At 37.7% G+C, this 26135-nt stretch carries 19 protein-coding genes and 2 tRNA genes; 13 read left to right on the top strand and 8 right to left on the bottom strand.

Annotation, left to right across the window (positions count from 1 at the left end; translation table 11 throughout):
* Window positions 1–4: 4 nt before the first annotated feature.
* The 7 genes from ACB088_RS10900 to ACB088_RS10930 all read left to right on the top strand — a co-directional run bounded on the left by ACB088_RS10900 (window position 5) and on the right by ACB088_RS10930 (window position 8417).
* Window positions 5–340: a hypothetical protein gene (locus ACB088_RS10900; protein ID WP_192835286.1), complete on the top strand. Its 336-nt coding sequence runs from the start codon at window positions 5–7 to the stop codon at window positions 338–340.
* A gap of 770 nt (window positions 341–1110) precedes the next feature.
* Window positions 1111–1416: a hypothetical protein gene (locus ACB088_RS10905; protein ID WP_068935489.1), complete on the top strand. Its 306-nt coding sequence runs from the start codon at window positions 1111–1113 to the stop codon at window positions 1414–1416.
* A gap of 507 nt (window positions 1417–1923) precedes the next feature.
* Window positions 1924–6363: an RHS repeat-associated core domain-containing protein gene (locus tag ACB088_RS10910; RefSeq protein WP_375036961.1), complete on the top strand. Its 4440-nt coding sequence runs from the start codon at window positions 1924–1926 to the stop codon at window positions 6361–6363.
* Window positions 6360–6566, top strand: coding sequence for a DUF4926 domain-containing protein (locus tag ACB088_RS10915; protein WP_375036962.1), 207 nt, complete (start codon window positions 6360–6362; stop codon window positions 6564–6566). Before ACB088_RS10910 ends, ACB088_RS10915 begins: the two co-directional genes overlap by 4 nt.
* A 255-nt stretch (window positions 6567–6821) precedes the next feature.
* Complete coding sequence (locus ACB088_RS10920; RefSeq protein ID WP_375036963.1) at window positions 6822–7469, top strand: RHS repeat-associated core domain-containing protein; 648 nt, start codon at window positions 6822–6824, stop codon at window positions 7467–7469.
* Window positions 7470–7567: 98 nt separating this feature from the next.
* The gene (locus ACB088_RS10925) at window positions 7568–7861 is read left to right on the top strand and encodes a hypothetical protein (protein ID WP_375036964.1); all 294 of its coding nucleotides are present in this window, start codon (window positions 7568–7570) and stop codon (window positions 7859–7861) included.
* 70 nt (window positions 7862–7931) lie between these two features.
* Window positions 7932–8417, top strand: coding sequence for a hypothetical protein (locus tag ACB088_RS10930; protein ID WP_375036965.1), 486 nt, complete (start codon window positions 7932–7934; stop codon window positions 8415–8417).
* Between the two features lie 314 nt (window positions 8418–8731).
* On the opposite strand, the gene ACB088_RS10935 is transcribed toward ACB088_RS10930, so the two are convergent.
* A tRNA-Ser gene (locus ACB088_RS10935) sits at window positions 8732–8821 on the bottom strand.
* Between the two features lie 86 nt (window positions 8822–8907).
* Window positions 8908–10938 carry an FAD-dependent oxidoreductase gene (locus ACB088_RS10940; protein ID WP_375036966.1) on the bottom strand — a complete coding sequence of 677 codons (2031 nt, stop codon included), beginning with the start codon at window positions 10936–10938 and terminating at the stop codon, window positions 8908–8910.
* Window positions 10939–11385: 447 nt separating this feature from the next.
* Between ACB088_RS10940 and argG the strand changes: the two genes are divergently transcribed.
* Window positions 11386–12744 (top strand): argininosuccinate synthase, encoded by a 1359-nt coding sequence (argG, locus tag ACB088_RS10945; protein ID WP_080595329.1) that lies wholly within the window; start codon window positions 11386–11388, stop codon window positions 12742–12744.
* Window positions 12745–12806: 62 nt separating this feature from the next.
* On the opposite strand, the gene ACB088_RS10950 is transcribed toward argG, so the two are convergent.
* The gene (locus ACB088_RS10950; protein WP_375036967.1) at window positions 12807–14069 is read right to left on the bottom strand and encodes a GGDEF domain-containing protein; all 1263 of its coding nucleotides are present in this window, start codon (window positions 14067–14069) and stop codon (window positions 12807–12809) included.
* A gap of 149 nt (window positions 14070–14218) precedes the next feature.
* Here ACB088_RS10950 and pyrC point away from each other — a divergent pair, with 149 nt between their 5' ends.
* The 5 genes from pyrC (at window position 14219) to ACB088_RS10975 (ending at window position 19190) form a co-directional block, all read left to right on the top strand.
* Window positions 14219–15253: a dihydroorotase gene (gene pyrC / locus ACB088_RS10955; RefSeq protein WP_003652801.1), complete on the top strand. Its 1035-nt coding sequence runs from the start codon at window positions 14219–14221 to the stop codon at window positions 15251–15253.
* The gene (gene rnt / locus ACB088_RS10960; protein ID WP_003652803.1) at window positions 15238–15900 is read left to right on the top strand and encodes a ribonuclease T; all 663 of its coding nucleotides are present in this window, start codon (window positions 15238–15240) and stop codon (window positions 15898–15900) included. The genes pyrC and rnt overlap by 16 nt, the downstream gene beginning before the upstream one ends.
* Window positions 15901–15918: 18 nt before the next feature.
* Window positions 15919–15994, top strand: a tRNA-Glu gene (locus ACB088_RS10965).
* Between the two features lie 183 nt (window positions 15995–16177).
* Complete coding sequence (locus ACB088_RS10970) at window positions 16178–18292, top strand: TonB-dependent siderophore receptor (protein ID WP_375036968.1); 2115 nt, start codon at window positions 16178–16180, stop codon at window positions 18290–18292.
* A gap of 214 nt (window positions 18293–18506) precedes the next feature.
* Entirely contained in the window at window positions 18507–19190 is a 684-nt protein-coding gene (locus tag ACB088_RS10975) for a glutathione binding-like protein (RefSeq protein WP_375036969.1), read from the top strand.
* Between the two features lie 5 nt (window positions 19191–19195).
* Here the strand turns inward: ACB088_RS10975 and ACB088_RS10980 are convergent, their stop codons facing one another.
* The 5 genes from ACB088_RS10980 to ACB088_RS11000 form a co-directional block, all read right to left on the bottom strand.
* Window positions 19196–20440, bottom strand: coding sequence for an NADH:flavin oxidoreductase/NADH oxidase family protein (locus ACB088_RS10980; protein WP_004641875.1), 1245 nt, complete (start codon window positions 20438–20440; stop codon window positions 19196–19198).
* Window positions 20441–20625: 185 nt separating this feature from the next.
* Window positions 20626–22221 carry an ABC transporter ATP-binding protein gene (locus tag ACB088_RS10985; RefSeq protein ID WP_375036970.1) on the bottom strand — a complete coding sequence of 532 codons (1596 nt, stop codon included), beginning with the start codon at window positions 22219–22221 and terminating at the stop codon, window positions 20626–20628.
* Window positions 22196–23206: an ABC transporter permease gene (locus ACB088_RS10990; protein ID WP_045434482.1), complete on the bottom strand. Its 1011-nt coding sequence runs from the start codon at window positions 23204–23206 to the stop codon at window positions 22196–22198. Before ACB088_RS10990 ends, ACB088_RS10985 begins: the two co-directional genes overlap by 26 nt.
* Entirely contained in the window at window positions 23206–24258 is a 1053-nt protein-coding gene (locus tag ACB088_RS10995; protein ID WP_375036971.1) for a microcin C ABC transporter permease YejB, read from the bottom strand. Before ACB088_RS10995 ends, ACB088_RS10990 begins: the two co-directional genes overlap by 1 nt.
* Window positions 24259–24289: 31 nt before the next feature.
* Window positions 24290–26125, bottom strand: coding sequence for an extracellular solute-binding protein (locus ACB088_RS11000; RefSeq protein WP_375036972.1), 1836 nt, complete (start codon window positions 26123–26125; stop codon window positions 24290–24292).
* Window positions 26126–26135: the final 10 nt, after the last annotated feature.

Raw genomic sequence — 26135 nt, forward strand, 5'->3', positions numbered from 1 at the left:
TAATATGATTTGCTTTATTGTCCCCCATAATCAAGAGGCAGTTGAAAAACATAATTATGGTGTTGAAGACTCCAATACTATGACTATAGTTCCTATTGAAGAGGAAAAAATTAATACCTTATGGGAAATTAATTTTTTTGATGAGCTAAATAAAAAATTTGGTCTAATGATCAGTACAGGTGAGGATGAAAAAATCTCAGGACAAGATAATTTAAACAATATTCTTATCTTCACTGAGAAATACATTAAAGAATATCCTCAAAATGAATATTTATATCTAGTTAAAAATCTACTGCAAGAAGCAATAGAAAAAAAAACTGAATTAAATATATATTTATAAATAATACGAATAAAAAGATGGCTTATTGATAAGCCATCTTTTTTATAGTGTACAAAGTATTATAGCCCTTGCTAGAGCTTGGTATAAATATGCAAGACACCAAGGAGGTAATTTCGCACCTTTACGAGAAAATATTGTACATTGAAATAAAGCAGCTAACAAATTTTTATGAAATTTATTAAATAACCCTTCTACAATACAAATAGATCTTCCTCGCGGCAATTTTGAATATAGAGCACCTAATGGTCAAATAGTCCATTTTAATGCTGATAACTCTTTCTCTGGTTTACTAGATCCTAAGTAGAATAAATAGATATCTCTCTTCCCCCTAATTTCAAAATTATTTTTGCCAGCAATATTAAATTTAAATTCTTAACAGTTGAAGTTTATTTTAATAGTTAAAGAATTTTTCAATTAAATCGAGAAAATGGCATTGAGAATATTGAGATAGATTTTCTTTTAGATTTAAGAGCTATTCCTAATGAAATAGATATTAAATTCTCATTAGAAGATTTTTATAAAGTCATAAAAATCGCCAAAAACAATTTAACAAATTATGATAAAAATAAACCAAATATATTATCCATTGGTTATTTTAAAAGTTAATTACATATACAAGGATGGTTTATTAATAAGCCATCCTTTTTGTTTGATACAATCTTAATCTGGACTTAGGGCTTAACCCGAAGATATTCGACAACATGAATGTCTATCTTCTGGACAGTACTGCAATACTATTTCTCCAAAATTTTAATTAAAGGAATTAGGCGATGTCACTTGATGATTTAGTTCAAAGATCAATTAAAAATCTTGAACAGAAGCATATTTTTAAAGATAAATCTAGAGGAGTAGATATTATTATAGTCAAAATATATCCGCGCATAGGCTTGGGTTACGGCGGGCAGTTACAATTAGATTGGTGGACAGGAAAAGAGATTCGCGCTATTGCTGAAGATCATCTTGGAAATTATATTATCCGCCATAGCTCAGGCGCTGTTTCATATCTTGATATCGATAAAAAAATAACGTTTGAATTAAGTAATAGTATTAAGAACTTTTTAACTGCATTACAATAAATTAAATCTTATTACCTTTAAGATCATACAAAGAGCCTTGATAAAAACTATCAAGGTTCTTTTGTAATATATTATTGTTACTATGCCTCAGTACTATATGACTTATAACCATAAGAACGAACGTACTGTTCGTGGATATGCCGCTAATGGGTTCAGTGTGGAAAACTAATGCTGTTCAATTCGTTTACGATGAAAACAGTCAATTGATTGATGAGTACATAATCTAAACTAGAAGATAAAAAAGTTAATCTTCACCTCTCTAAGAATAGAAAAAAGTAGGTGCAGATCCTTCTATACGCACAACGAAAGTTATGGTGGACTAAGAATAATTTGACCAAACTATATACAAATATAATGAGTAAAAATTCCAAAATTGACTTTACCATTCATCTGAAAAATTTATAAAAATATAAAAATACAGAACGACATGTATATTATATTTTTGGGTAATTTATTACCACATTAACTAAGCCATAATGAAATTTAAAAAAGTTTGGTAACCAATATATGCAAATGAAAATTAATAAACTTATGCGGCACATGCTAGCAACATCTTTCTTGTTTTCTGCATTTCAAGTAAATGCAGCATATCAAGATGAACGTTATGGTCTTACTGCATTAACAGCACAAGCTCAAAATGTACAGTCATGCACTCCTGGCATTAATGCTATTTCTCGCCAGATCACCACAGGTAGTACAGATATTCAAGGTCCCCTACCTTTCATTCGTACTTATGAAACTGCTTTACAACTTGGTTTTGACCCGAGCTATCGATCAAGTGAAGCCAAATCTATAGATACTATTTTTGGAAACTCTTATCTAGAAGTTCGAGCATTAATGGGTATGGGGTGGAGCCATAATTATGACTTCAGATTAACTACCGTCGGAACCCAAGCCTATACACTAAATATGCCTGGTGGTGGTCTTCCTATGACCTTTGCCAAACAAAGTGATGGCTCAATACGAATGTCGAACACGAGTCTTGTACCAATTACGACAGACACTGAATATAAGTTCACTGATAATAATTTAACAATTACTTTAAATATCAATGGAACTGAGATTACATTCCAAGCCCTATCAGGAACACGTGGTTTCCTGCAAAGCTTCCAAGCAACTCAAATTAAATATCCAGATGGCAAAATTATTACCATGACGTATACACCAGTTTCTCGTTCTGGTGCTGTAGCTGGGTACTTAATCACAGGTGTTTCAGATAATCGCGGAAATAGTTTAAAAATTAATCGCAGCAATATGACAGGCTCGGATACATCCCCATTAGCCCAACAGTTGCAAGGTTCTATCACAAGCGTAGAGTCATCACCTAATACAGTTAATCCGCAAACTGCAACATATAGTTATGAAATACAAAATGTACATTGGAATGGTAATGATCGTAATCTTTCAAAATTAGTTAAAGTAGTATCCACTGCAAATGGTACAGAAGATTATACTTATACTGACTATGTACATAAAGGTATGTACTACGATTCCGCAAAGACAATTTTTGGTGTAACCATGCCTATTTTGTCCAAATATTCTAAAGCAACTCAGGCACTTTTCAATTGGGAGGTTACCGCAGATACTATTGCTAGTTACACTGACAAAGCTTTAGATTATTCCTCTCTTAAATTTGTTGAAAATGCTGATGGAGGTACACTTACGCTTTCTGGTCCTCATCCATCTACCTCAACAGTAGCAACAGAGGCTTTTACGTTATCAACAAGTACTGATGGTTCAAATCGTCAGTTTTATACATCAACCAGTGCATTTCCTTGTTTAAGCTATAATGGCAAACCAGTAAAAAGCCTTACATTCTCAAAAAAAATTAGAAGATTAAGTGAGGTTATTGATAAAATTGGCAATAAAACTACATTAGCGTTTGATGTTAATAATCGATTAACTTCGCTTGTTGAAGCAAGTGGTTCTACAGGCGCTCGAACAACGACTGCAACCTACACGACAGCTTTTGATATACCAAGTACTATTCAACGTGGCAATATTACTCAAACCAATACGCTTAATACTATTGGGCAGATCACGAAATCTGTTCTTACCTCGTCTCAAGCAGACAGTACATCTAAAGCAACTGATTACACCTATTTAGCGAATGGGTTACTCTCAACCGTTGATGGACCTCGTACTGGTACAACCGACAAAGTCACTTATACTTACGATGCTTATGGTAATAAAGCTTCCGAAGCTCAGGTAGTCAATGCTGTAACCCGTACCACCAGTTATGTCGGTTATAACTCCCTTGGCCAGCCTGAACGTATTGTCTACCCTACGGGCTTAGTCGATAAATTTGTTTATAATGCTGATGGTACTGTCGCAAGTAAAACTACTGGAACCGGTACTGCCACAACAACCATTACTGGTAAAACTACAACTTATACCTATGATGCACTTAAACGTCTAAGCTCTGAAACCAATCCTGATGGTGAAAAAACTACTTATGTCTACGATGTAGCTGGTCGAGTGACTAAAACTACTTTACCTGATGGAAGCTTAGTTAATAAAACCTATCATGGTAATGGTGTAACCGCCTCTGAAAAACTGACAGATAGTACGGGCGCTACCATTTTCACTCAAAGCTCTACAACTCTAGATGCTAACGGACGTCCACTTAAAACAGGCAGTGGTACTGATACAGCTAAAAATTGGGTAAATAATACCTATGACCTTAATGGAAATCTAACTCAGACAGCTTCTGCTTTGGGTATTATCGAAAAATGGGCTTATGATCCATTAAACCGTGTAACCTCTCATACTGATGGTCTAGGTAATATCGATACTAAAACGTACGATTTACAAGACAATACCTTAACTGCTAAAGATGCCTTGGCTGCTGGAACCGATCCTTATTCTTATCGTAATGGTAAAGTCTTAACCAAAGAAATCAATACCGATTATGGTACTAAAGCTTATACCTACAATGAAGCAGACCTGCTGACCCAATCTCTTTATGGTACTCGTAAATGTGATAATACTAGTATCGATGCCTTGGAGCGTATTGGACAAACCGCTTGTACCAACTCAGCAACCACTACACCGGCTACATTACTCAGCAATCTCACCTTTGGTTATGACCAAACCCGTTTTGGCCGTTTAGATAAGGTGACTTCAAGTGATACTGCTTATGGTGTAGATACTGTTTATAGCTATGATGCTTATGACCGTATTGTTGGTAAATCTCAAACCAATAAAACCATTACGACTTGGACAGGAACCAAACCAACTTTGGCTGTAGCATATGCCTACACCATTGGTGACAAGTTAAGCACCCTTACCCTACCTTCTGGCCGTAAGCTCGCTTATACCTACGACGCAACCAAGAAAAACCTGCTGACCAATATCACTTTAGACGGTGCTGCTCTTATCCGTGCCATTACCTATGATGCTGGCGGTCAGATGACAGGCTGGAACTGGGGTGCAGGCGCTGCAAGCTACACATGGGCTTATGATGCTGTTAAAAATGGTGTGATTCAGTCGATTAGCAATAAAAACAACTCTAGTGTTGTCAACTATAGCCTGACTTATACTTTTGATAATGATGGCCGTGTAAGTAAGATCACCCGTAACAACGGGCTGGTTGACAGTTTTACTTACAGTAATGCTGACCGCCTGCTGACCGAATCTCGTTTAAATGGTACCACTAGTGTCTTTGGTATTACCTATACCTATGACAAGAACGGTAACCGTTTAAGCCTTGCTGCAACTGGTACACACCAACAACCTCAGGCTAGTGTTGCTTATACCTACACGGGTAATAAACTGGCAACTATCGCTGGTGCTGCGGCAACACATACAGCTAATGCCGAATTGATCTATGGTGGTTTTACGCCAACTTATGACTACGCCGGTAACCGTCGTGAAGATAAAACCACCAGTGGTGCTGCAACGGCTCCTCAGTACTACATGACCTATAACCATAAAAACGAACGTACAGTTCGTGGTTATACTGCCAATAGTACTGCATGGAAAACAAATGCTGTTCAATTCGTTTATGATGAAAACAGTCACCTGATTGGTGAATACAATGTTGATGGTGTACCACTAGTTGAATATGTATGGTTAGGTGATAAACCTGTTGCCGCGATCTATGGCTCTGGTACTACAGCAAAAACTTACTGGATTGCAACCGATGCTCAAAACACACCACGACGTTTAATTGATGCTGCTGATGGTACAACTACCGTTTGGGCGTGGGATTCAACTGCATTCGGTGTTGGTCTACCAAGTGTTCAGACTGTGAAGTTTAACCTTCGCTTCCCGGGTCAATACTACGATGAAGTGACTAAACAGCACTATAACCATAACCGTTTCTATAACCCTGTGTTAGGCCGTTATGTAGAACCAGATCCAGTTGGTATTGAAGGTGGATTGAATCCTTATATTTATACTAAAGGTGATCCTGTTAATAGTGTAGACTCATCTGGGCTGTTACCTGTGGGAGGGACTCCTCAAGAAATTCAACTATATGAGCAAATTAGAGATCAGCAAAATTATTTACCAATACCAGCAGAAACAGCTGCAGATTTTACCACATTAGGCATTCTATCTAATTTTGCCCCTATGCCTCCGATACTAAGAGGACTTGAAATATCATGGATTTCATGGCGTGCATCAAAGCTAACACGATTAAGTGTTAATGAAAAACTGGAAAAATATCTATTAAACATGGACCATCCTATTGGTGGAAGTAAAGCGAGATGGTTCGAATCAGCATTAGGATTTACCACAAAAAACATGGATGATTTAGCCAAACAAGTAAAATTTAACCCTAAAACAGCTATCCAAACGGATGTAACACAGTTTGGTATAAAATATAATCAAACTATTCCTATTACTGGTGCTAATGGACGAACCATTAATGTTACTTTTGGTTGGATAAAAAATAATGATGGTGTTATACGATTAGTAACTGGAGTACCGACAAAAAAATGAGAAGTCCTAAATATGAAGAATATCAAGTTGTAAAAACAATAAAGAATCTAAATTCACTTCCTATAGGTAGTATTGGCACAATCTTAATTGTTTACACAAGTACTAATAAGATTGCATATGAAGTTGAGTTTATAGATAAGGATGGAAACTTTATTGGTACTTTTACTGTAGAAGAACCATTTTTAGATCTTCTACAAACATAATCCTTATTAACAATATTTAATTATTTTAATCAATATTGTTAAATAAGCCTCAAGACAAAGCAGTAAAAGGAATTATCCACTTTACTGCTTTTCCACCTCATTTTTTTAATTTCAAGCTCTAATTATGTAGATCGCCCATTAACAGAAACCCATGTTAATGAAACCACCAATGTTTTTAGTATTACTTATTACAATGCTGGTAACCGTCGTGAAGATAAAACTACTGGTGGTGCTGCAACTGCTCCTCAGTACTACATGACTTATAACCATAAAAACGAACGTACTATTCGTGGATATGCCGCTAATGGTTCAGTATGGAAAGCCAATGCTGTTCAGTTCGTTTATGACGAAAACAGTCACCTGATTGGCGAATACAGCGTGGATGGTGTACCACTAGTTGAATATGTTTGGTTAGGTGATAAACCTGCTGATGGTACAACTACTGTTTGGGCGTGGGACTCAACTGCGTTTGGTGTGAGTCTTCCAAGTGTTCAAACTGTGAAGTTTAACCTTCGCTTACCGGGTCAATACTACGATGAAGTCACCAAACAGCACTACAACCATAACCGGTTCTATAACCCGGTATTAGGTCGTTATGTAGAACCTGACCGGATTGGTTTAGAAGGTGGATTGAATCCTTATATTTATACAGGTGGGAACCCCGTTAGTAATGTTGATTCTACTGGTCTATGTACAAATGATCCCTATTGTAGTGGATCGTGGGGACAACCATTAATGAATTTCTCAGCAGATCAGTCAGCACTAGCTATTCAGAGACAATTTAATTTCGGTTCTGGCACTTATATTGTAGACCCAATGGCTTGGGGATTAGATAGAGTCATAGATATAGGAACTCAATTAAATAATAGTGCTTTAGGGGCAAATCATTTGCTAATGTTTTAAAAGGAATTCCTTATGGCGTATCAACTCCCTTCTCAATTGATAAAAACTTTAGTTTTAATGGAAATTATATTAATTCAATACGACTTGGTACATGGCCGATGGGTAGACTAGCAGGGACAATCAGTGGAGAAGTCACAAAATATGAAAATGGTTCATTTAAAGTACATGGCCAAGTAAAAATACTTGATGATTTCTATAGTTGGAAAATAGATGGGAATTCCTCGCAGAATAAGTTTATTAAATTTGGAGGAAGTTTACCTACCAATTATACTGATATTAATGGAAATAGAATCCAATGGAGAGATGCCTCATCTTCTTATTCAACAGGAGAAATGCCTATGAAATATGGAAGAATTTACAATTTTGATTCTGTAGGCTTCTGGAAAAAATAAATTTTAAATAAGTGTTTCTAATTATTCTTAGAGAATAATTAGAAACACATTTATCTATTATGGAAAAAATATGAAATATATTCTCTTAATTTTACTTTTGTTGTCTTTTATATTTTTCATTATTTTTAGTGACAGCATATCTACACAAAAAGATATAAGCCCTTCAAAATATGTTACAAATTGGGGGGATACCATGATAAAAGCTAAAAATGGAGGCCCTGGTAGAAATTGTATGCCTACTATTTTTTCCACTTCTAAATATCCAGAACTAAAAGAAGTATTACAAGAAGCTGAAAAATTAAAAATATTCACTCCAGATAAAAATGGAGAAGCACCTTTAATTATTCCAGGAGAAAATTGTTTCAACAAAGCAAAACTTGTTAAATTAAAAATAGATAGTTCAGGAAAGATGGCTTGGGCAATATATCGATGTGAGAATGATAATATGGGTATAGAAGTTCAATTATCTAGTTATGAAAATTACTGTAGCTATACTAGATATTTAAAAAAATGGAACTTTCCTATTGGTAAATATACTTACGAAAATTATCCGTAATAATATATTGTAAATATTAAATATAGAAACTAACCTGCACTATTCTTTTATCACATAACAATATGAATAACCTCAATAAAAAAATCATCATGACTATAAACAATAAGAACAAGATCAAAAAGTAGGTGTACAGTACATTTACACAAGGATTTGCTCTGTAAGAGTTCAACTTAAACTAAATTTATCTATTACCCAAAGCCATCTGAATTATTCTTATTTTGACTATTCCAATCCAAATTTTTATATGAGTTTCTAAGTACTAAAAAACATACACATAAAAAAAGCCCCTGCTTTTAACAGGGGCTTTTCGAATTTGGCGGAAGCGGTGAGATTCGAACTCACGGAGGACTCACACCCTCGTCGGTTTTCAAGACCGGTGCATTAAACCGCTCTGCCACGCTTCCATGTGCGTAAGAATACAAAGCTTATTCATTTTATTCAAGAAAAATATCATCGCTTTGTGTTCAAGTGCGTATTGTTTCATCAAATATTACAATCGAGCAGCCAATTCTGCTCCTTCTTTGATCGCACGCTTCGCATCTAGCTCCGCTGCGAGCTTTGCACCACCAATAATGTAGTAGTTCGCTATAGTCGACTCACCTTCTTTTGGCATCAAGTCTTTTACCGACTCTTGACCTGCACATACCACAATCGTATCGACACGTAAAAGCTGGTCTTGACCATTATGCTCAATCCAAAGCCCTTCATCAGTGACTGCTTTATATTGCACACCACGGAGCATACGCACTCCATGCTTTTTAAGCTGTGCACGGTGTACCCAACCTGAAGTCTTGCCAAGACCAATTCCTAATGGCGTAGTCTTACGTTGCAGTAAATAAATCTGGCGAACTGGAGGTTCAATCTGAGCAGGTTGTATGCCTCCCTCAGAAATATAGTCAGGATTTGGGTCTATCCCCCATTCACGTTGCCAATCTGCTAAAGGTTGAGGCTGTGGTTGATGTGGAGGTTTAAGTAAAAACTCAGACACATCAAAACCAATACCACCAGCACCAATCACTGCAACTTTTTGCCCAACTTCTGCCCCTTTTAAAACCTGAGCATAAGAAAGAACTTGTGGTGCATTGCTTCCTTCAATTTTTAATGCACGAGGGATTACACCTGTTGCAACAATGACTTCATCAAAACCTTCACGTTCAAGTTGCTCACGGTTCACGCGAGTATTTAAACGTACATCCACCCCAGTTTTTTCGAGTTGGACTTTAAAGTAGCGAATCGTTTCGTGAAACTCTTCTTTACCCGGCACTACCTTGGCAAAGTTGAACTGCCCACCCACATCTAAAGTCGCTTCAAATAAAGTGACCGCATGACCACGGCTCGCCGCAACTGTCGCTGCTGACATTCCCGCAACCCCGCCACCGACAACTGCAATACGTTTAGGCTGCTTGGTTTTTAAATACACCAGTTCAGTTTCATGGCCTGCACGCGGGTTCACTAAACAAGACACTCGCTTATTTTTAAAAGCATGGTCTAAACACGCTTGGTTACAAGCAATACAGGTATTAATTTCATCAACACGGTTAGTCGCAGTTTTATTTACCCAAAAAGCATCAGCCAATAATGGACGTGCCATTTGAACCATATCTGCTTTACCACTTGCCAAAATTTCTTCAGCAGTTTCAGGCATGTTAATACGGTTCGACGCAATAATCGGAATAGAAATATGTTGTTTTACATGAGCCGTGTAATCGACAAAAGCTGCGCGAGGCACAGACGTTACAATGGTCGGAACACGGGCTTCATGCCAGCCAATGCCGGTATTTAATAAAGTTACACCTGCCTTTTCTAGAGCTTTGGCAACAATCACGACTTCTTGCATGGTATTACCATCGTGCACAAGGTCGAGTAAAGACAAGCGGAAACAAATAATAAATTTCTCGCCAACTTTTGCACGAATAGCCTTAACAATCTCGACCGGAAAACGCATACGGTTTTCAATTTCACCGCCCCAACGATCAGTACGTTGGTTTACGTGGCTACTTAAAAACTGGTTAATTAAATAACCTTCAGAACCCATAATTTCGACACCGTCATAACCTGCTTTTTTGGCAATGTCGGCGCACTGTGCATAATCTTCAATTGTGCTAAGAATATTTTTTTCAGAAAGCTGGCGTGGTTTAAATGGCGAAATTGGAGATTTAATGGCTGTTGAAGACACAACGAACGGTTGGTAACCATATCGTCCTGCATGCAAGATTTGCATTAAGATTTTAGAGCCATGTTTATGAACAGCATGCGTTACCAGACGGTGCTGAGGAACATCAAATAGACTGTTCATGGTTCCACCAGCAGGTGCTAACCATCCTTGACGGTTCGGTGAAATACCACCAGTCACAATCAGGCCAACCCCACCTTTGGCACGCTCTTCAAAATAAGCAGCTAGTTTTGGGTAATTATAGAAACGATCTTCTAAGCCCGTATGCATGGATCCCATCACCACACGGTTTTTAATAGTGGTAAAGCCTAAATGTAATGGTTTTAATAGATTGGCGTAACTTGTCATGCTGCGTCCCAATAGTTTTTTGCAACTTGTTGCATAGTACTTTAATACTTTTTTTCCGCTTTTGGATGACCCAGTAAAGAAATTTATTGGAGCTTATGGTCAATCCATAAAAACCAATCGTATTGGTTTTATTTAATTACACTAATGAAATCTGGTTCTTTCTCCAATTTATATAATAAAAACTACATAATCACGCCAAGAATGATGACACTTCATATTTCATCCTATTTTCTTTTTAAGTCATTAAAAGTCTTTTCTTATTTAGACAACAATACTTCGTTCACCTCTTATCATTCTATAAATACGCTTAGATTTTTTATCAAATTAAAACTTCATATCACAACGAGTGAATTAATGCTTTTTTTGCCAAAAAAAGCACCATGAATAGTGCTACAATAGCCGCCATTCAGAATTCTCGAGACCACCTACACGGGGTCTTTTTTATAAATGTTAGGATTAGCAATGACTGATAATGCAACTATCTTGCAGCATGTACCAGTAGGCAAAAAAGTTGGGATTGCCTTCTCCGGAGGCCTAGACACTTCAGCTGCTCTATTGTGGATGAAACAAAAAGGCGCAGAGCCTTATGCATACACTGCAAACTTAGGCCAGCCTGATGAAGATGACTACGATGCAATTCCAAAGAAAGCAGAACAATACGGCGCTGTAAAAGCTCGCTTAATTGACTGCCGCTTACAACTTGCGCTCGAAGGTATTGCTGCAATTCAGTGTGGTGCATTCCATATCAGTACAGGTGGTGTTCCTTATTTCAATACGACTCCATTGGGTCGTGCAGTAACAGGTACTATGTTAGTTACTGCAATGAAAGAAGATGACGTAAACATCTGGGGTGACGGCTCAACTTATAAAGGTAACGATATTGAACGTTTCTATCGTTATGGTTTGTTGACCAACCCGAATCTTAAAATTTACAAGCCTTGGTTAGATCAAAACTTCATCGATGAACTCGGTGGTCGTGCTGAAATGTCACAGTTCCTGATCGACAACGGTTTTGACTATAAAATGTCAAAAGAAAAAGCATATTCAACTGACTCAAACATGTTGGGTGCAACTCACGAAGCAAAAGATCTTGAATACTTAAATGCTGGTATCAAAATCGTTGACCCAATTATGGGCGTTGCTTTCTGGAAAGATGAAGTTGAAATCAAGCCAGAAGAAGTGACTGTACGCTTTGAAGAAGGTGTGCCTGTTGCATTGAACGGTCAAACTTTTGACAATCCGGTTGAGCTTATTCTTGAAGCAAACCGTATTGGTGGCCGTCATGGTCTAGGTATGTCTGACCAAATCGAAAACCGTATTATCGAAGCAAAATCTCGTGGTATTTATGAAGCACCGGGTATGGCTCTTCTTCATATTGCTTATGAGCGTTTGGTTACTGGTATTCACAACGAAGATACGATCGAACAATACCGCATTAACGGTTTACGTTTAGGTCGTTTACTTTACCAAGGTCGTTGGTTCGACTCTCAAGCACTGATGTTGCGTGAAACTGCACAGCGTTGGGTTGCTAAAGCTGTTACTGGTGAAGTTACGCTTGAACTTCGTCGTGGTAATGACTACACCATCATGAACACTGAATCTCCAAACTTAACGTACGAAGCTGAACGTTTAACAATGGAAAAAGGCGATTCAATGTTCTCGCCTATGGACCGTATTGGTCAGTTGACTATGCGTAACCTCGACATTACCGATACACGTGCAAAACTTGAGATCTATACAGATGCTGGTTTGCTTTCAATCGGTCAAGGTTCTGCGGTGCCACAACTCGATAGCAAGAAAAAATAATTTTTCTTAGCTCATAAAAAAGCCACCTACAAAGGTGGCTTTTTTATTTTAAACGTTTGAGCTTAAGCAATTTCTGGTAACTGCAAAGGCTGATAATAAATCTGGTTACGTCCAAGTTCCTTAGCCCGATATAAAGCTTGATCGGCAGCATGAATTAAATTTTCCTGAGTTACTCTTAAGCCTTCTGTGTAAACAGTAAAACCTAAACTAATGGTCACATGCTTAGAAACTAATGATGCAGCATGAGGAATCGCTTGTCGCTCTATAGCTTTATAAATATTGGCAGCCACAGCATATGCACCTTGAGCCGGCGTTTTTGGTAAAAGAACGACAAACTCTTCTCCTCCATAACGGGCAACAAAATCAACATGACGAATCGAATTTTTAATTGCAGAGGCAATAGATGAGATGACTTTGTCCCCCATCTGGTGCCCATAAAAATCGTTATAGTTTTTAAAAAAATCGATATCAATAAATAAAACTGCCAATGGACGTTGTTCTTGCTTTGCCCGATAGTAAAAAAAGTCGAACATCTCATCGAAAGTGCGTCGATTAGAAATTTTAGTGAGTGCATCTTGCTGACTTAAATGAAGCAGCTCAGATGCCTCAATACGTAAAATCTGTTCGTTAAGCTCAGCAAGCTGATTATTTAAAAAAAGGCTTCTTTCTCTAGACGTGAGCATCGTACTAATGGAAAAACCTAAAATACAGCTCCCAAACAGTGCTCTTCCCAAAGCAATATAATCACAATTTGCTTGCAATAAAATCAATAGAGAAAAAACAAAAATTGCGGCGATCAAACCGACATAAAGCATATGTAAAGGCTTTATACCGCTCAAGATAAAGCCAAGCATATATAAAAAAGAAAGTAGTAACATCGACTGATTTTTAAGAGCGATATTTCCTACACTAAGAAGCAACATTGCATTGACAATAATGGTAAAAAATACAATCCCACACGCAGCAATATAAAAATATTCAGAGAGTTTTTTAAACTTGGCAAAAACCCAAAATAACAGTAGCGCACCTGCAATATTAATTGCACTTAATATGCAGTAAATAAAATCCCAAGTTATGTAAGGTACACCTATCACCAAATAGTCTGTAGGTAGCGCAAGCAAAATAAAAATGAGATAGGTTAGAACACCACTTGCTAAAAATTTTGAGATATTTTGTTTTGTTCGCTCAAGATTTAAACACCAGAATTTTTTTTCTAATTGATGAGGCAAAGGTGTATTGGCATAACGATGGGTATGTAAAGTTACCAGATATTCTATTTCTTCTTTTGCTTTAAGTAATTCATGTACATTTCCCCTATTTACCACTACCCGTTTCCTGCCTCTTACACATTAACAAAATATAACATTATTTTTTAACGCCTCTTGCGCTTTATTTTGCCATTTGTCCGTAATTCTCGTTACCATTTTCACACTTTATCGATTATCATTTGTTTTATTTCGAAGTTTGAACTGCCTTGGACTCTATTACCCTGCTCCAGCCAGATGATTGGCATGCACATTTACGTGATGGTTTAGCATTAAAACGTACCGTACCTGATTTGGCTAAACAGTTTGCTCGTGCGATCTGTATGCCAAACCTTGTTCCGCCAGTAAAAACAGTGGAAGAAGCATTGGCTTACCGTGAACGTATTCTTGCTCATGTTCCCGAGGGTCTCAATTTTGACCCACGTATGGTGCTTTATTTTACTGACTTCACCTCACCAGACGAAGTTCGTAAAATTAAAGAATCTGGACATGTCAATGCAATTAAACTTTATCCAGCTGGCGCGACCACCAACTCTGATAACGGTGTAAGTGACATTCGTAAGGTTTATGCAGTTATTGAGCAATTAGAAGAACATCAAGTTCCGTTACTACTTCATGGTGAAGTAACTCATAACCATGTCGATATTTTTGACCGTGAAAAACGTTTCCTTGATGAAGTACTCAACCCGCTTTTAAAACAGTTTCCAAAACTTAAAGTGGTACTTGAGCACATTACCACAAGCGATGCGGCTCATTTTGTTTTAGAACATGACCGTAATGTTGCTGCAACAATCACGCCTCAGCATTTATTATTTAACCGTAACGACATGCTGGTCGGTGGTATTAAACCGCATTTCTATTGTTTACCAATTTTAAAGCGCCAAACACACCAAACAACTTTGCTTGAAGTTGCAACGAGTGGTAATCCTAAATTTTTCTTAGGTACAGACAGTGCGCCTCACTCGCAAGATGCAAAAGAAAATGCGTGTGGCTGTGCGGGCTGTTATAGTGCACCAAATGCAATTGAACTTTATGCTCAAGCATTTGACCAAGTAGGCAAATTAGAACGCTTAGAAGGCTTTGCAAGCCATTTTGGCGCAGACTTTTACGGTCTACCACGTAATACTTCTACTATTACCTTGGTAAAAGAAGATAATCTTGTACCAGAATCTTTTGATTATTTAGATGATCAAAAAATTATCCCGCTGCATGCCGGGAAAACGCTGCAATGGAGAAAAGTGTGACACAAGAAACCTCTGTCCCGGTCATTGGCCAACGTTTTCGTGGCTTCTTACCTGTTGTTGTTGACGTTGAAACGGCAGGTTTTAATGCCCAGACAGATGCATTGCTAGAAATTGCGTGCATTCCAATTGTGTATGATGCTCAGGGGCAATTTGTCCCTGGTCCAGCATTTCATGCGCATATTAACCCGTTCGAAGGGGCTAACCTCGACCGCCGTTCGCTAGACTTTATTGGTATTGATCCATTCAATCCAATGCGTATGGCAATGGCTGAAGATGAACGGACTGCATTGCGTCGTATTTTTAAATCGGTAAATGAAGTTCGTAAACAACAACATTGTACCCATGCAGTGTTGGTCGGCCACAACGCTCATTTTGATCTTGGCTTTGTTCAAGCAGCGATTGCTCGTACAAGCACAAAAAACCAGAACCCATTTCATAGTTTTTCAGTCATGGATACGGTTACTTTAAGTGCTGTTATGTTTGGACAAACTGTCCTTGCCAAAGCCTGTATTCAAGCTGGAATTGAGTTCGATGGTAAAGAAGCACACTCTGCTTTATACGATACTCAGAAAACTGCTGAACTGTTTTGCTATATTTTGAACAAACTGTCTCCTTACCTACTTGACAGTTTGGTGGCGGCTTCATAAGATACCGCCATCCTCAACGTCCCTATCGTCTAGAGGCCTAGGACATCGCCCTTTCACGGCGGTAACCGGGGTTCGAATCCCCGTAGGGACGCCATTATTCTATTCTTATAAAATTTCTTTTTAGTTTCTTAACATTCTATTTATTTTTTAACCCCTCTTATTTTCAAATAAAATACATTTGTATTTAAATATCACTGATCCAGTATTTCCTTTACATAGTTTTACAATATAATAATTCTTATTTTCATACTGATATTTATTATCAAATAGGTTTTAAATGGATCTTAAGCTTCGCCTCCTCTCCCTGAGCATTGCTCAAATCTGCTGTTTATCAACTGCTTTTGCAGAAACAGATAATTCTTCAACGACTCTTGCGACGATTAAAATTAAAGCTCAACAAGCATCTGACCAAACTTACAAAGTCGGTAGCTCGAGTAGCGCAACACGTAGTGAAATTGCATTAAAAGATACGCCACAATCGGTGAGTGTTGTAACCCAAAAGGTGATTGAAGATATCGGTGCGACACGCTTAATTGAAGCACTTGATTTAGCTGGTGGTGTTGGGCGTGCTAATAACTTTGGTGGTCAAGGCTTAACTGGTTTTAACCTTCGTGGTTTCACCAGTGGTGAATTTTATCGTAACGGATTCCCAATTAACCGTGGTTATCCAAATGCACCAGATAGCAACACAATTGAACGTATAGACGTTTTACGTGGCCCCTCTTCTAGCTTATATGGCCGTGGTGATCCTGGTGGTACGTTTAACTTAATTTCTAAAATACCGAAGTCTGAGCAACAAACTACTTTAGGTGCTCAGCTTAACAGTGAAGGTTTATACCGCACCACTGTAGACACCACAGGCACCATTCCAAATGCAGAAAATATCGGTTATCGCCTAAATGTAATTGCAGAAGGTGGTGATAGTTATCGTGACCATGTCGAATCCAAACGTTATGGAATTACGCCAGTCATTCAATGGCAAGCGACTGATGCAACTAAAGTCACTTTTGAAGCCGATATTTTACGCAACCAGCATCCGCTTGACCGTGGGCATACGCGTTATCCTGCACAGAAGTCTCTTAATAGTTCACCAGAAACCTATTTATGGGAAACAGGTAAATACAGCAACCGACTCTACAATGATAACAATATGACTCAATTACGAGTCGAACATGACCTTGGAAATGACTGGAAGCTCAATGCGGGTGTGCAATACTTAAATGGCAAATTATATGGCTATGCGGTAGAGGCAAATGGCATTCAAAATGACGGCGAAACTTTAGGCCGAAATTACAACTACCGCGAATTAAAATGGCAAGACACTGATGCACAAATTAACCTAACAGGTAATTTCCAACTTTTAGGTTTAGCACATACCTTAGTGACTGGGCTTGAATATGAAAACTATGATTACAAGTCATATATTATTCGCTCAAGTGGAGATATCGGTAGCTACCCTATTAATATTAATGATCCTGTTTTAGGACAACCTCTACCTGAACTTAATCGTGTGACCACCCATGATCGTGAAAATTTAAAAACAACAGCCGTTTTTGTACAAGACCAAATCGATTTAAATGAACGTTTAACTGCTTTATTGGGTTTACGCTTTGAGCACTATGAGCATGACTATAAAAACCTATTACCAAATACTGCAAACTGGAATACTAGTCATGATGCCTTTATTCCTCGTTTAGGGTTAGTCTTTAAAGCCCGTGATGATCTTTCAATCTACAGTAATGCTGCAAAATCATTTAAGCCAAACACTGGCGCTAGCCGCAATGGAGAAGGTTTTGACCCTGAAGAAGGCATCGCTTACGAGTTAGGTTTTAAATGGCAAGCGCTAGAGAATATGCTATCAGTTGACTCTGCTATTTTTTATGCTGAAAAAGAAAATGTATTAACTATCGATCCTATTGATTCAGCCTATAAGGTTTCTGCTGGTGAAGTTCGTAGTCGTGGTATTGAGCTAAATATTGCAGGGCAAATTACGCCTGCTTGGAAAATTATTGGTGGATACGCCTATACAGATGCTGAAGTGACTAAAGACAATACTTTGCAAAAAGGAACCGCTTTAGCCAATATTCCAAAGAATAGTTTCAACCTTTTAAATATTTATGAATTTCAGGATGGAGCTTTACAAGGTCTAGGTCTAGGGGTTAATCAAAAATATATTGATAAGCGCGCAGGACAAACAGCCAATAGTACTTACACCATGAAAGGTTATGCGGTTACCGACTTAGTTTCTTACTATCAAGCAACGCCAAAACTTCGTCTTAATTTAGATTTGAAGAATATTTTTGACAAAGTTTATGATGAAAGTGCTTTCAATTTATATGCATATCCGGGCGAACCACGTACTGTTCAGTTTGGTATGAGCTATACGTTCTAACTTGAAAATATAAAAATCCTTTCACGGCGATAACCCAAGTTCTAATCCCATAAGGATATCAAACTCTAAAAAGCCACTGCATTTTAAGGCAGTGGCTTTTTATTGATTTTCTATCATAAAAAATATAATCTTTTGATTTATAAATACTTTATTATACTTAAGTTATCTTCTGTCCTATACTAAGAGTAGATCAAAACTATAATTTGAACATGACATGCAAATTCGATTATTTCATCTACAAAATTCACGCTCTCAACGCATTATTTGGTTTTTAGAAGAATTAGGACTCAATTATGACCTGATTATTAAATATCATTCAGACGTAGACGAAAATAAAAACTCACCTCACCAATTATCAAAATTTCCTACTATCGAAATCATTGAACAAGGAGAGATTTCAATCTTAGCTGAAACCTCAGCAATCTTAGATTACTTATCTCATTTACATCCCCAATTGGGACAGAACAATTTATTAAGCCAGCATCTCCAAAATTTTTATTATTGGAAAAATTATTGTGAGGCGACATTCATTCCCGATTTGGTACTCAAACAAATCTTTCACCAAATTGTACAACGTACACCTTTTCCAATCCGTTTCATTCCTAAACTTTTAAAATATGGATTTGATCGAGGCTATCTCAATCAATCATTACAACGACAAATGAACATGATTGATAAACACTTAGAGCGCCACTTATGGTTTGCTGGAGATCAGTTTACTATTGCTGATATTTTGATGTGGTTTCCATTACTGGCTTGCTCACAAAATTACAGTCAGTTTAAACATATACAACGTTATCTTGCCCAAATAGAAAACAGACCTGCCTTTAAGAATGCTTTAATTAAAGGTCAATGGTCTGCTTCTACATTTAACGCTTACTGGACTATTGCATGGTAATTAATTTACGCAGATTTACGTGAATTCACGCGACCTTTTACCACAGCTTTAATATTGCCTTTGGCATAATTAAAAAAGACGACTAGTGGTGAAAGTTTTGGATTTGGCTTTTTGCCTTTACCAATTGTCTTAAATTGAGCGGCATACCAAATAATTTCCATAATTGCCATTTTATCGACAAAAGGTAGGCCTGTTTTAATTGGTTTTACTGCGTAGCGTACGTCCTGCCCTGCAATTAAACGGTCTGTTAAATCAGTCTCAACTGCAAGCGGACGCGCAATACCAATAAAATCACAAGCCCCACTTGCGAGTGCTGCATTCATCCCCTCTACAGTACGGAATCCACCTGTCACCATGAGTTTACATTTAACGTGTTGGCGGATCTTTTCAGCAAAATCTAAGAAATAAGCTTCACGCGCAATTGTACTTGTCTTGCGCTTGTCAGCTTTAGCCCCAGCCATGGCAGGTGCTTCATAGGTGCCGCCTGAAATCTCAATCAAATCAATGCCAGCTTCATCGATCGCTTTAAACACTGAAATTACATCTTCTTCAGTAATTCCACCACGTTGGAAATCGGCAGAGTTCAGCTTGACTGAAATGATAAAATTCTCGGAAGTTGCTTCACGTACAGCTTTATAAACTTCTAATAAAAAACGAGTACGGTTTTCAACTGAACCACCCCATTGGTCGGTACGCTTATTCGTTAAAGGCGATAAGAATTGACTAATCAAATAACCATGCGCACCGTGTAATTGCACCCCTTCAAAACCTGCTTTTTCACAAATACGAGCAGCGGTTGCAAATCGATTAATGATATCTAGAATTTCATCATGAGTTAATTCACGTGGCGTTCCAAACATAGTCGCTAAAGCTGGGCTAAATGGTACTGCTGATGGTGCGACAGTCTCTTTATTTAATCCTTTTGGACACTGACGTCCTGGGTGGGACAATTGGATTAACTGCACCATTCCATATTTTTTACCTAATGCTGCCCACTCTTTTAAGCGCTCTAAATCCCGTTCGGTTTCAATAACAACAACACCGGGTTCATTTTTTGCGCCCACATTGACCATGACGTTACCTGTGATTGCACAGCCAAGCCCACCTTTTGCCCATGCCCCATATAAGCCTAAATGTAAGTCATTTGGTTGACCTTCATAATTTGCAAGCGCCTCACTCATTGCACCTTTAATAATTCGGTTTTTGAATGTGGTATTGCGAATTGTGATGGGTTGAGCAATCTGGTTCATGGTTAATCTCTTTTTAGTTTTTAGAGCAATTACTCTAATTTAGATGAGTTATAGGGCATGTCAAGTCATAATCGATAACTGACAATAGCATATGTCAATTTTAAAGAATATAAAAATATGCAACTTTTTGCATAAAAATCAAAAATAAATTATTCCATTTAAAAACAATTGATTAATGATTTATTTTAAAAGTTTGCTTTAATTAATTGTCTTGTATATTCAGTTTTAGGCTTAGAAAACAACAGTTCAGTTTTCTGATATTCAACAACTTTTGCATGGCGCAATACCATGACTTTATGGCACAACGATTTGACTATATTTAGATCATGGCTAATAAAGATATAGCTCAAATATTCAGTTTTCTGTAATTGTCGTAAAAGCTTAATAATGGCTTTTTGTGTAGTTCGGTCTAATGCAGAAGTCAGTTCATCCAAAATTAAAAGTTTAGGCTGAACCACTAAAGCTCTTGCCAAAGCAACACGTTGACGCTGTCCTCCTGAGAGTTCATGTGGGTAACGATGTTGAAAATCTTCAGGCAGTTCAACCTTATTAAGAACCGATTTAACTTGTTCTTGAATTTGGGTGTTCAATACTTCTTTTACTTTTAAACCTTCAGCAATAATCTGCCCAACTGTCATTCGGGGGTTCAAACTACCAAACGGATCTTGGAATACAAGTTGGAAATCAGATCTCGCCAAACGTAAAGCTTTGGGAGCCAACTGATTCAAATCTTGTCCTAAAAAATTAATCCGCCCTTCACTTTTAATGAGCCGCACTAAAGCCAGAGCCAAAGATGACTTTCCAGCGCCACTCTCCCCAACAACTCCAAGTGATTCACCTTCAGCAAGATCAAAACTCAAACCTTCTATTGCAGTCACATAGCCCTGAACGCGATTAAAAATACCTTTTCTAATTGGGAATTGCACGCTGAGTTGTTGAACTGACAATACATTCTTTTCGATTTCAAAAGGTTCTGCATTTCCAAAATCATGTTCTAATAATTGCTGTGTATAAGCGGTCTTAGGATTTTCAAAAATCTGACCAAGCTCACCTTGCTCTACAACACGCCCACTTTGCAATACAACCAGCTCATCGGCATATTGACGTACCAAATTTAAGTCATGGCTAATTAAAATAAGTGCCATTCCATATTTTGATTGTAAAGATTTTAAGAGTTCTAAAATCTGGATCTGTAAAATTACATCAAGTGCTGTAGTCGGCTCATCAGCAATCAAAATTTTGGGTTGCAGTGCCAATGTCATGGCAATCATGACACGTTGTCGTTGACCGCCAGAAAGCTCATGTGGATAGCGTTTTAAAATCTGTTCTGGCTCACTAATTCCGACATCTGTGAGTAACTCAATGACTTGTTGTCGAACATCCTGTTTACTCAAACCTAATAAAACAAGGTTTTCACCTACAATCTTTTCAACCTGATGCAGTGGATTTAAAGCCGTGGCAGGTTCTTGAAAAATCATTGCAATTTGTCGACCACGCACATTGGATTGAGCTTTTTCATCTAACTCAAGAATATTTTGGGAGCCAATCCAAACGCGACCTGTTATTTCTAATTTTTCTTGCAGTAATCCCATGATTGCTAAACAGCTAAGTGATTTACCTGAGCCACTTTCCCCAACAATAGCCAGTGTTTCCCCTTCACTAAGCTGCATATTAAGGTCTTCTAACAAAATCTTTTGATTTAGCGTTTGAATAGAAAGATGTTCAACCTTCAACAATGCAGGAGTAACATTTATATTATTTTCTTGGGTCAAAAGCATCACGAGCAGCCTCCCCAATATAAATTAAAAGTGAAAGAACAATAGCCAGACTAAAAAAACCTGAAATCGCTAGCCATGGTGCATCTAAATTATTTTTACCTTGGAGCAATAACTCCCCTAACGATGCTGCATCGGGTGGTAAACCATAGCCTAAAAAATCAAGAGCAGTTAAGGCACTAATATTAGTTGTTAAAATAAATGGTAATTGGGACAAGCTCGAACTGATTGCATTCGGCAAAATATGCTTAAAAATAATAACGCGATCAGTCACTCCCAAAACTTGGGCTGCACGAACATAATCAAGCTGGCGAGCTTTTAAAAATTCTGCCCTGACAATCCCCACTAAAACTGTCCAGCCAAAAAATAACATAATGAAAAATAGCCAATATACATTGGGTACAAACATGCTGACCAAAATCATGACCATAAAAAGCATGGGCAAGCCATTCCAGACTTCAACCAAACGTTGTCCCAATAAATCTACCCAACCGCCATAGTAACCTTGAATGGCGCCCACAGTAATGCCAAACAAAGCGGAACAAAAGGTTAAGGCCAAACCAAAAAGTAAAGATACTCTTAAACCATAAAGAATACGGGCAAAAACATCTCTTCCCTGATCATCAGTTCCTAACCAGTTCTGCTTGGAGGGTGGTGATGGCACAGGAACTGCTAAATCTAAATTGGGAGTTTGATATGAAAATTTAATAAGTGGCCAGACTGCCCATCCTTGAGCATGAATAAGTTCTTGCACAGCCGGATCTTTGTAATCTGCTTCTGTTTCAAACACGCCACCAAACGTCGTTTCTGGATATGTCTTAAACACAGGCAAATAGTAAGAATCTTCATATTTCACCAATAAGGGTTTATCGTTAGCAATCAATTCCGCAGCTAATGACAAAATCAAAATTAGACTAAATAAAATAAAGCTGGTCCAACCCAACTTATGCTGTCTAAAACGTTGTAACCGTGTCCGCACAATCAAAGACATTATTTGCCTCCTTGTGCGTCAAAGTGAACCCGAGGATCAATCCATTGGTACAGCACATCACAAATGAGACGTAAAATTAGACTAAATAAAGTAAAGAAAAATAAGACGCCAAAAATAACTGGATAGTCCCGCTGGACAATGGCTTCAAAGCCCAATAAACCCACACCATCTAAATGAAAAATAATTTCTACAAAGAGATTACCTACAAAGAAAATACCCGCTAACACTTCTGGCAGCCCTGCGAGCACGACTAAAATAGCATTACGAAATACATGCTTATATAAGACTTGCTGGCTATTCAATCCTTTTGCATAAGCAGCTAAAACATAGGGTTTATTGAGTTCTTCTAAAAACGAATATTTGGTTAAATACGTTAAACTGGCAAAACCGCCTAATACCATCGTAATAAGTGGCAAAGTCATATGCCATAAATAGTCGGTAACTTTGCCCCAAAGACTGAATTGATGAAAATTATCTGACACAAGATTTTGTAATGGAAACCATTGAAAATAAGATCCGCCTGCAAAAAAAACCACAAGCAAAATAGCGAATACAAAACTTGGTACGGCATATCCCACCACAAGTACTAACGAAGTGGAGCGATCAAACCATGAACCTTGCTGTCTTGCCTTCTTAATACCAAGCGGAATAGAAATTAAATAAATCAGAAAAGTACTTACCAGCCCAAGCGAAATAGAAACAGGCATTTTGTCCCACAGCAATTGCACGACTGGTTTATCTTTAAAAAAACTCTGTCCAAAATCTAAAGTTAAATAGCCTTTTAACATGAGGAAAAAGCGTTCAGGAGCAGATCTATCAAAGCCATACTGCGCCTTAATTTGTTCAACCATTTCAGGGCTTAATCCTTGAGCACCTTGATAATAAGTGTCTGCACTTAATGCACGTCCAATTCCCAAATCACCTTCAGCTTGATGTATTGCTTGCTCAACTGGCCCACCCGGTGCAATTTGCACAACCACAAAGTTAATCAATAAAATGACAAACAATGTGGGAATCATTAAAAGAAGTCGCTTGAGAATATATGAACCCATATAACAGGATTTCCTTTATGGCAGGTGCTTTTTATTGTTGATGTAAATATTTGGCAACTTTTTTGGCCTTGTTTGCATCACTCCACCAATAATCTATTCCAGACGAAAGTGCTGGTTTAGTTTTAGGTTGTTGATACATATTCCAATAAGCATACCAGTTTTCACCTTTACCATAGGTCGGAATTTGATAATAACCAGCCCTCAGTAATCGATCGAGAATACGAGTATAAATAATCTGTTGGTCACGGCTCTTACTCGCAACAAGTTTTGAAATCACTTGATCAATTACGGGGTTGCGAATACCCGCATAATTGTAATTTCCATCCTGCGCTGCTGCGATGCTCCCCCAAAACTGAGTCTGCTCATTGCCCGGATTGAGAGATTGCGGCAAATTCATGGTGGTCATATCAAAGTCGTAACGGCGGGTGCGCTCTAAATATTGAGGAGCGTCGACTTGACGTAAATTAACCTGAACACCGAGTTTTTTAAGATTACGGACAAAAGGCATGAGTGTTCGTTGTTTGCCATCTTGTTGAATTAAAAACTCAAGCTGAACTTTTTTACCTTCAGGCGTCAACAACTGTTCATCTTTAACTTTATAACCAGCCTGTATAAGCAATTGTCGTGCAATTAATAAATTTTGACGGTTAAATCCACTCGCATCCGACACTGGGTATTTCCAATCTGCTAAGACACCCTTTTGCATTATTGGAGATAACTTAGGCAGCAATGGTTTCAATATTGCCAATTCAGTTTTTGAAGGTCGACCTGTTGCTGCTAATTCGCTATTTTCAAAATAACTTTGAAGACGTTGATCTTGACCATAAAACAAAGCTTTATTCTGCCATTCAAAGTCATAGGCATAGGTTAAGGCTTGTCTAAAACGAATATCATTTAAGGGTTTTCGTCGTGTGTTAAAGACATAACTTTCAGTTGCAATTGGGTTATGGTGACGGAACTTATATTGAGTAACTAACCCTGTTTTTACTGCCGGAAAACGATAATCTGTTACCCATTTTTTGGGGTTAGTTTCTTCATGCAAGGTGTATTGCCCAGATTTAAACCCTTCAAAAGCAATATCCCAATTTCGATAATAAACATATTTTAAACGATCAAAATTATAGCGCCCCTTATTAATAGGCAAATCTTTTGCCCAGTAATTCGGATTTCTTTTATAACTAATGCTTCTACCTGCATCAACTCGTTCAATCACATAAGGTCCCGAGCCAACAATTGGTTGTAGAGTAATTCGGCTAAAATCTCTTTTTTGCCAATCTGTTTTTGAATAAATCGGTAAGGTTGCCAAAATAAAAGGCATTTTAGGATTATGCGTAGACTTAAAACTAAACTTTACTTGATGGGCATTTATTACTTCTGTTTTTGCCAAATCAGCAAGGTACATCTGCAAACCTAAATTGGACTTACTCTGATATGCATCAAAGCTAAATTTAACATCTGCCGCAGTTACTGGCTGTCCATTACTAAAACGAGCCTTAGAGTTTAAATAGAAAGTAACAGACTGCGTTTTTTCTGGGTCATACGTAACTTTCTCTGCCAAAAGAGGATATAAAACCCCGACCTCATCTAGCGATTGGGTCATTAAAGTATCAAAAAGATAATTAACGCCTTCTGTCGCATTCCCCTTACCATTCATACTATTGAGGTTATCAAAAGTTCCTTGAGCCGCCTGACTTAACAAGCCACCTTTAGGTGCATTAGGATTTGCATATGGCATAGCCATCATTCCTAAATATTTAGGCTTGGAATGAATCGCTATATATGAGGTAGTTTGCTGTGCAGAAAAAACAGCATGAGAAATAACACTGAGCCCGACTAGCAGGCTCAGTTGAAAATATGATTTATGCATAAGTTGCTAA

Source organism: Acinetobacter sp. RW6 (assembly GCF_041956835.1).
In the GTDB taxonomy this organism is placed as follows: domain Bacteria; phylum Pseudomonadota; class Gammaproteobacteria; order Pseudomonadales; family Moraxellaceae; genus Acinetobacter; species Acinetobacter calcoaceticus.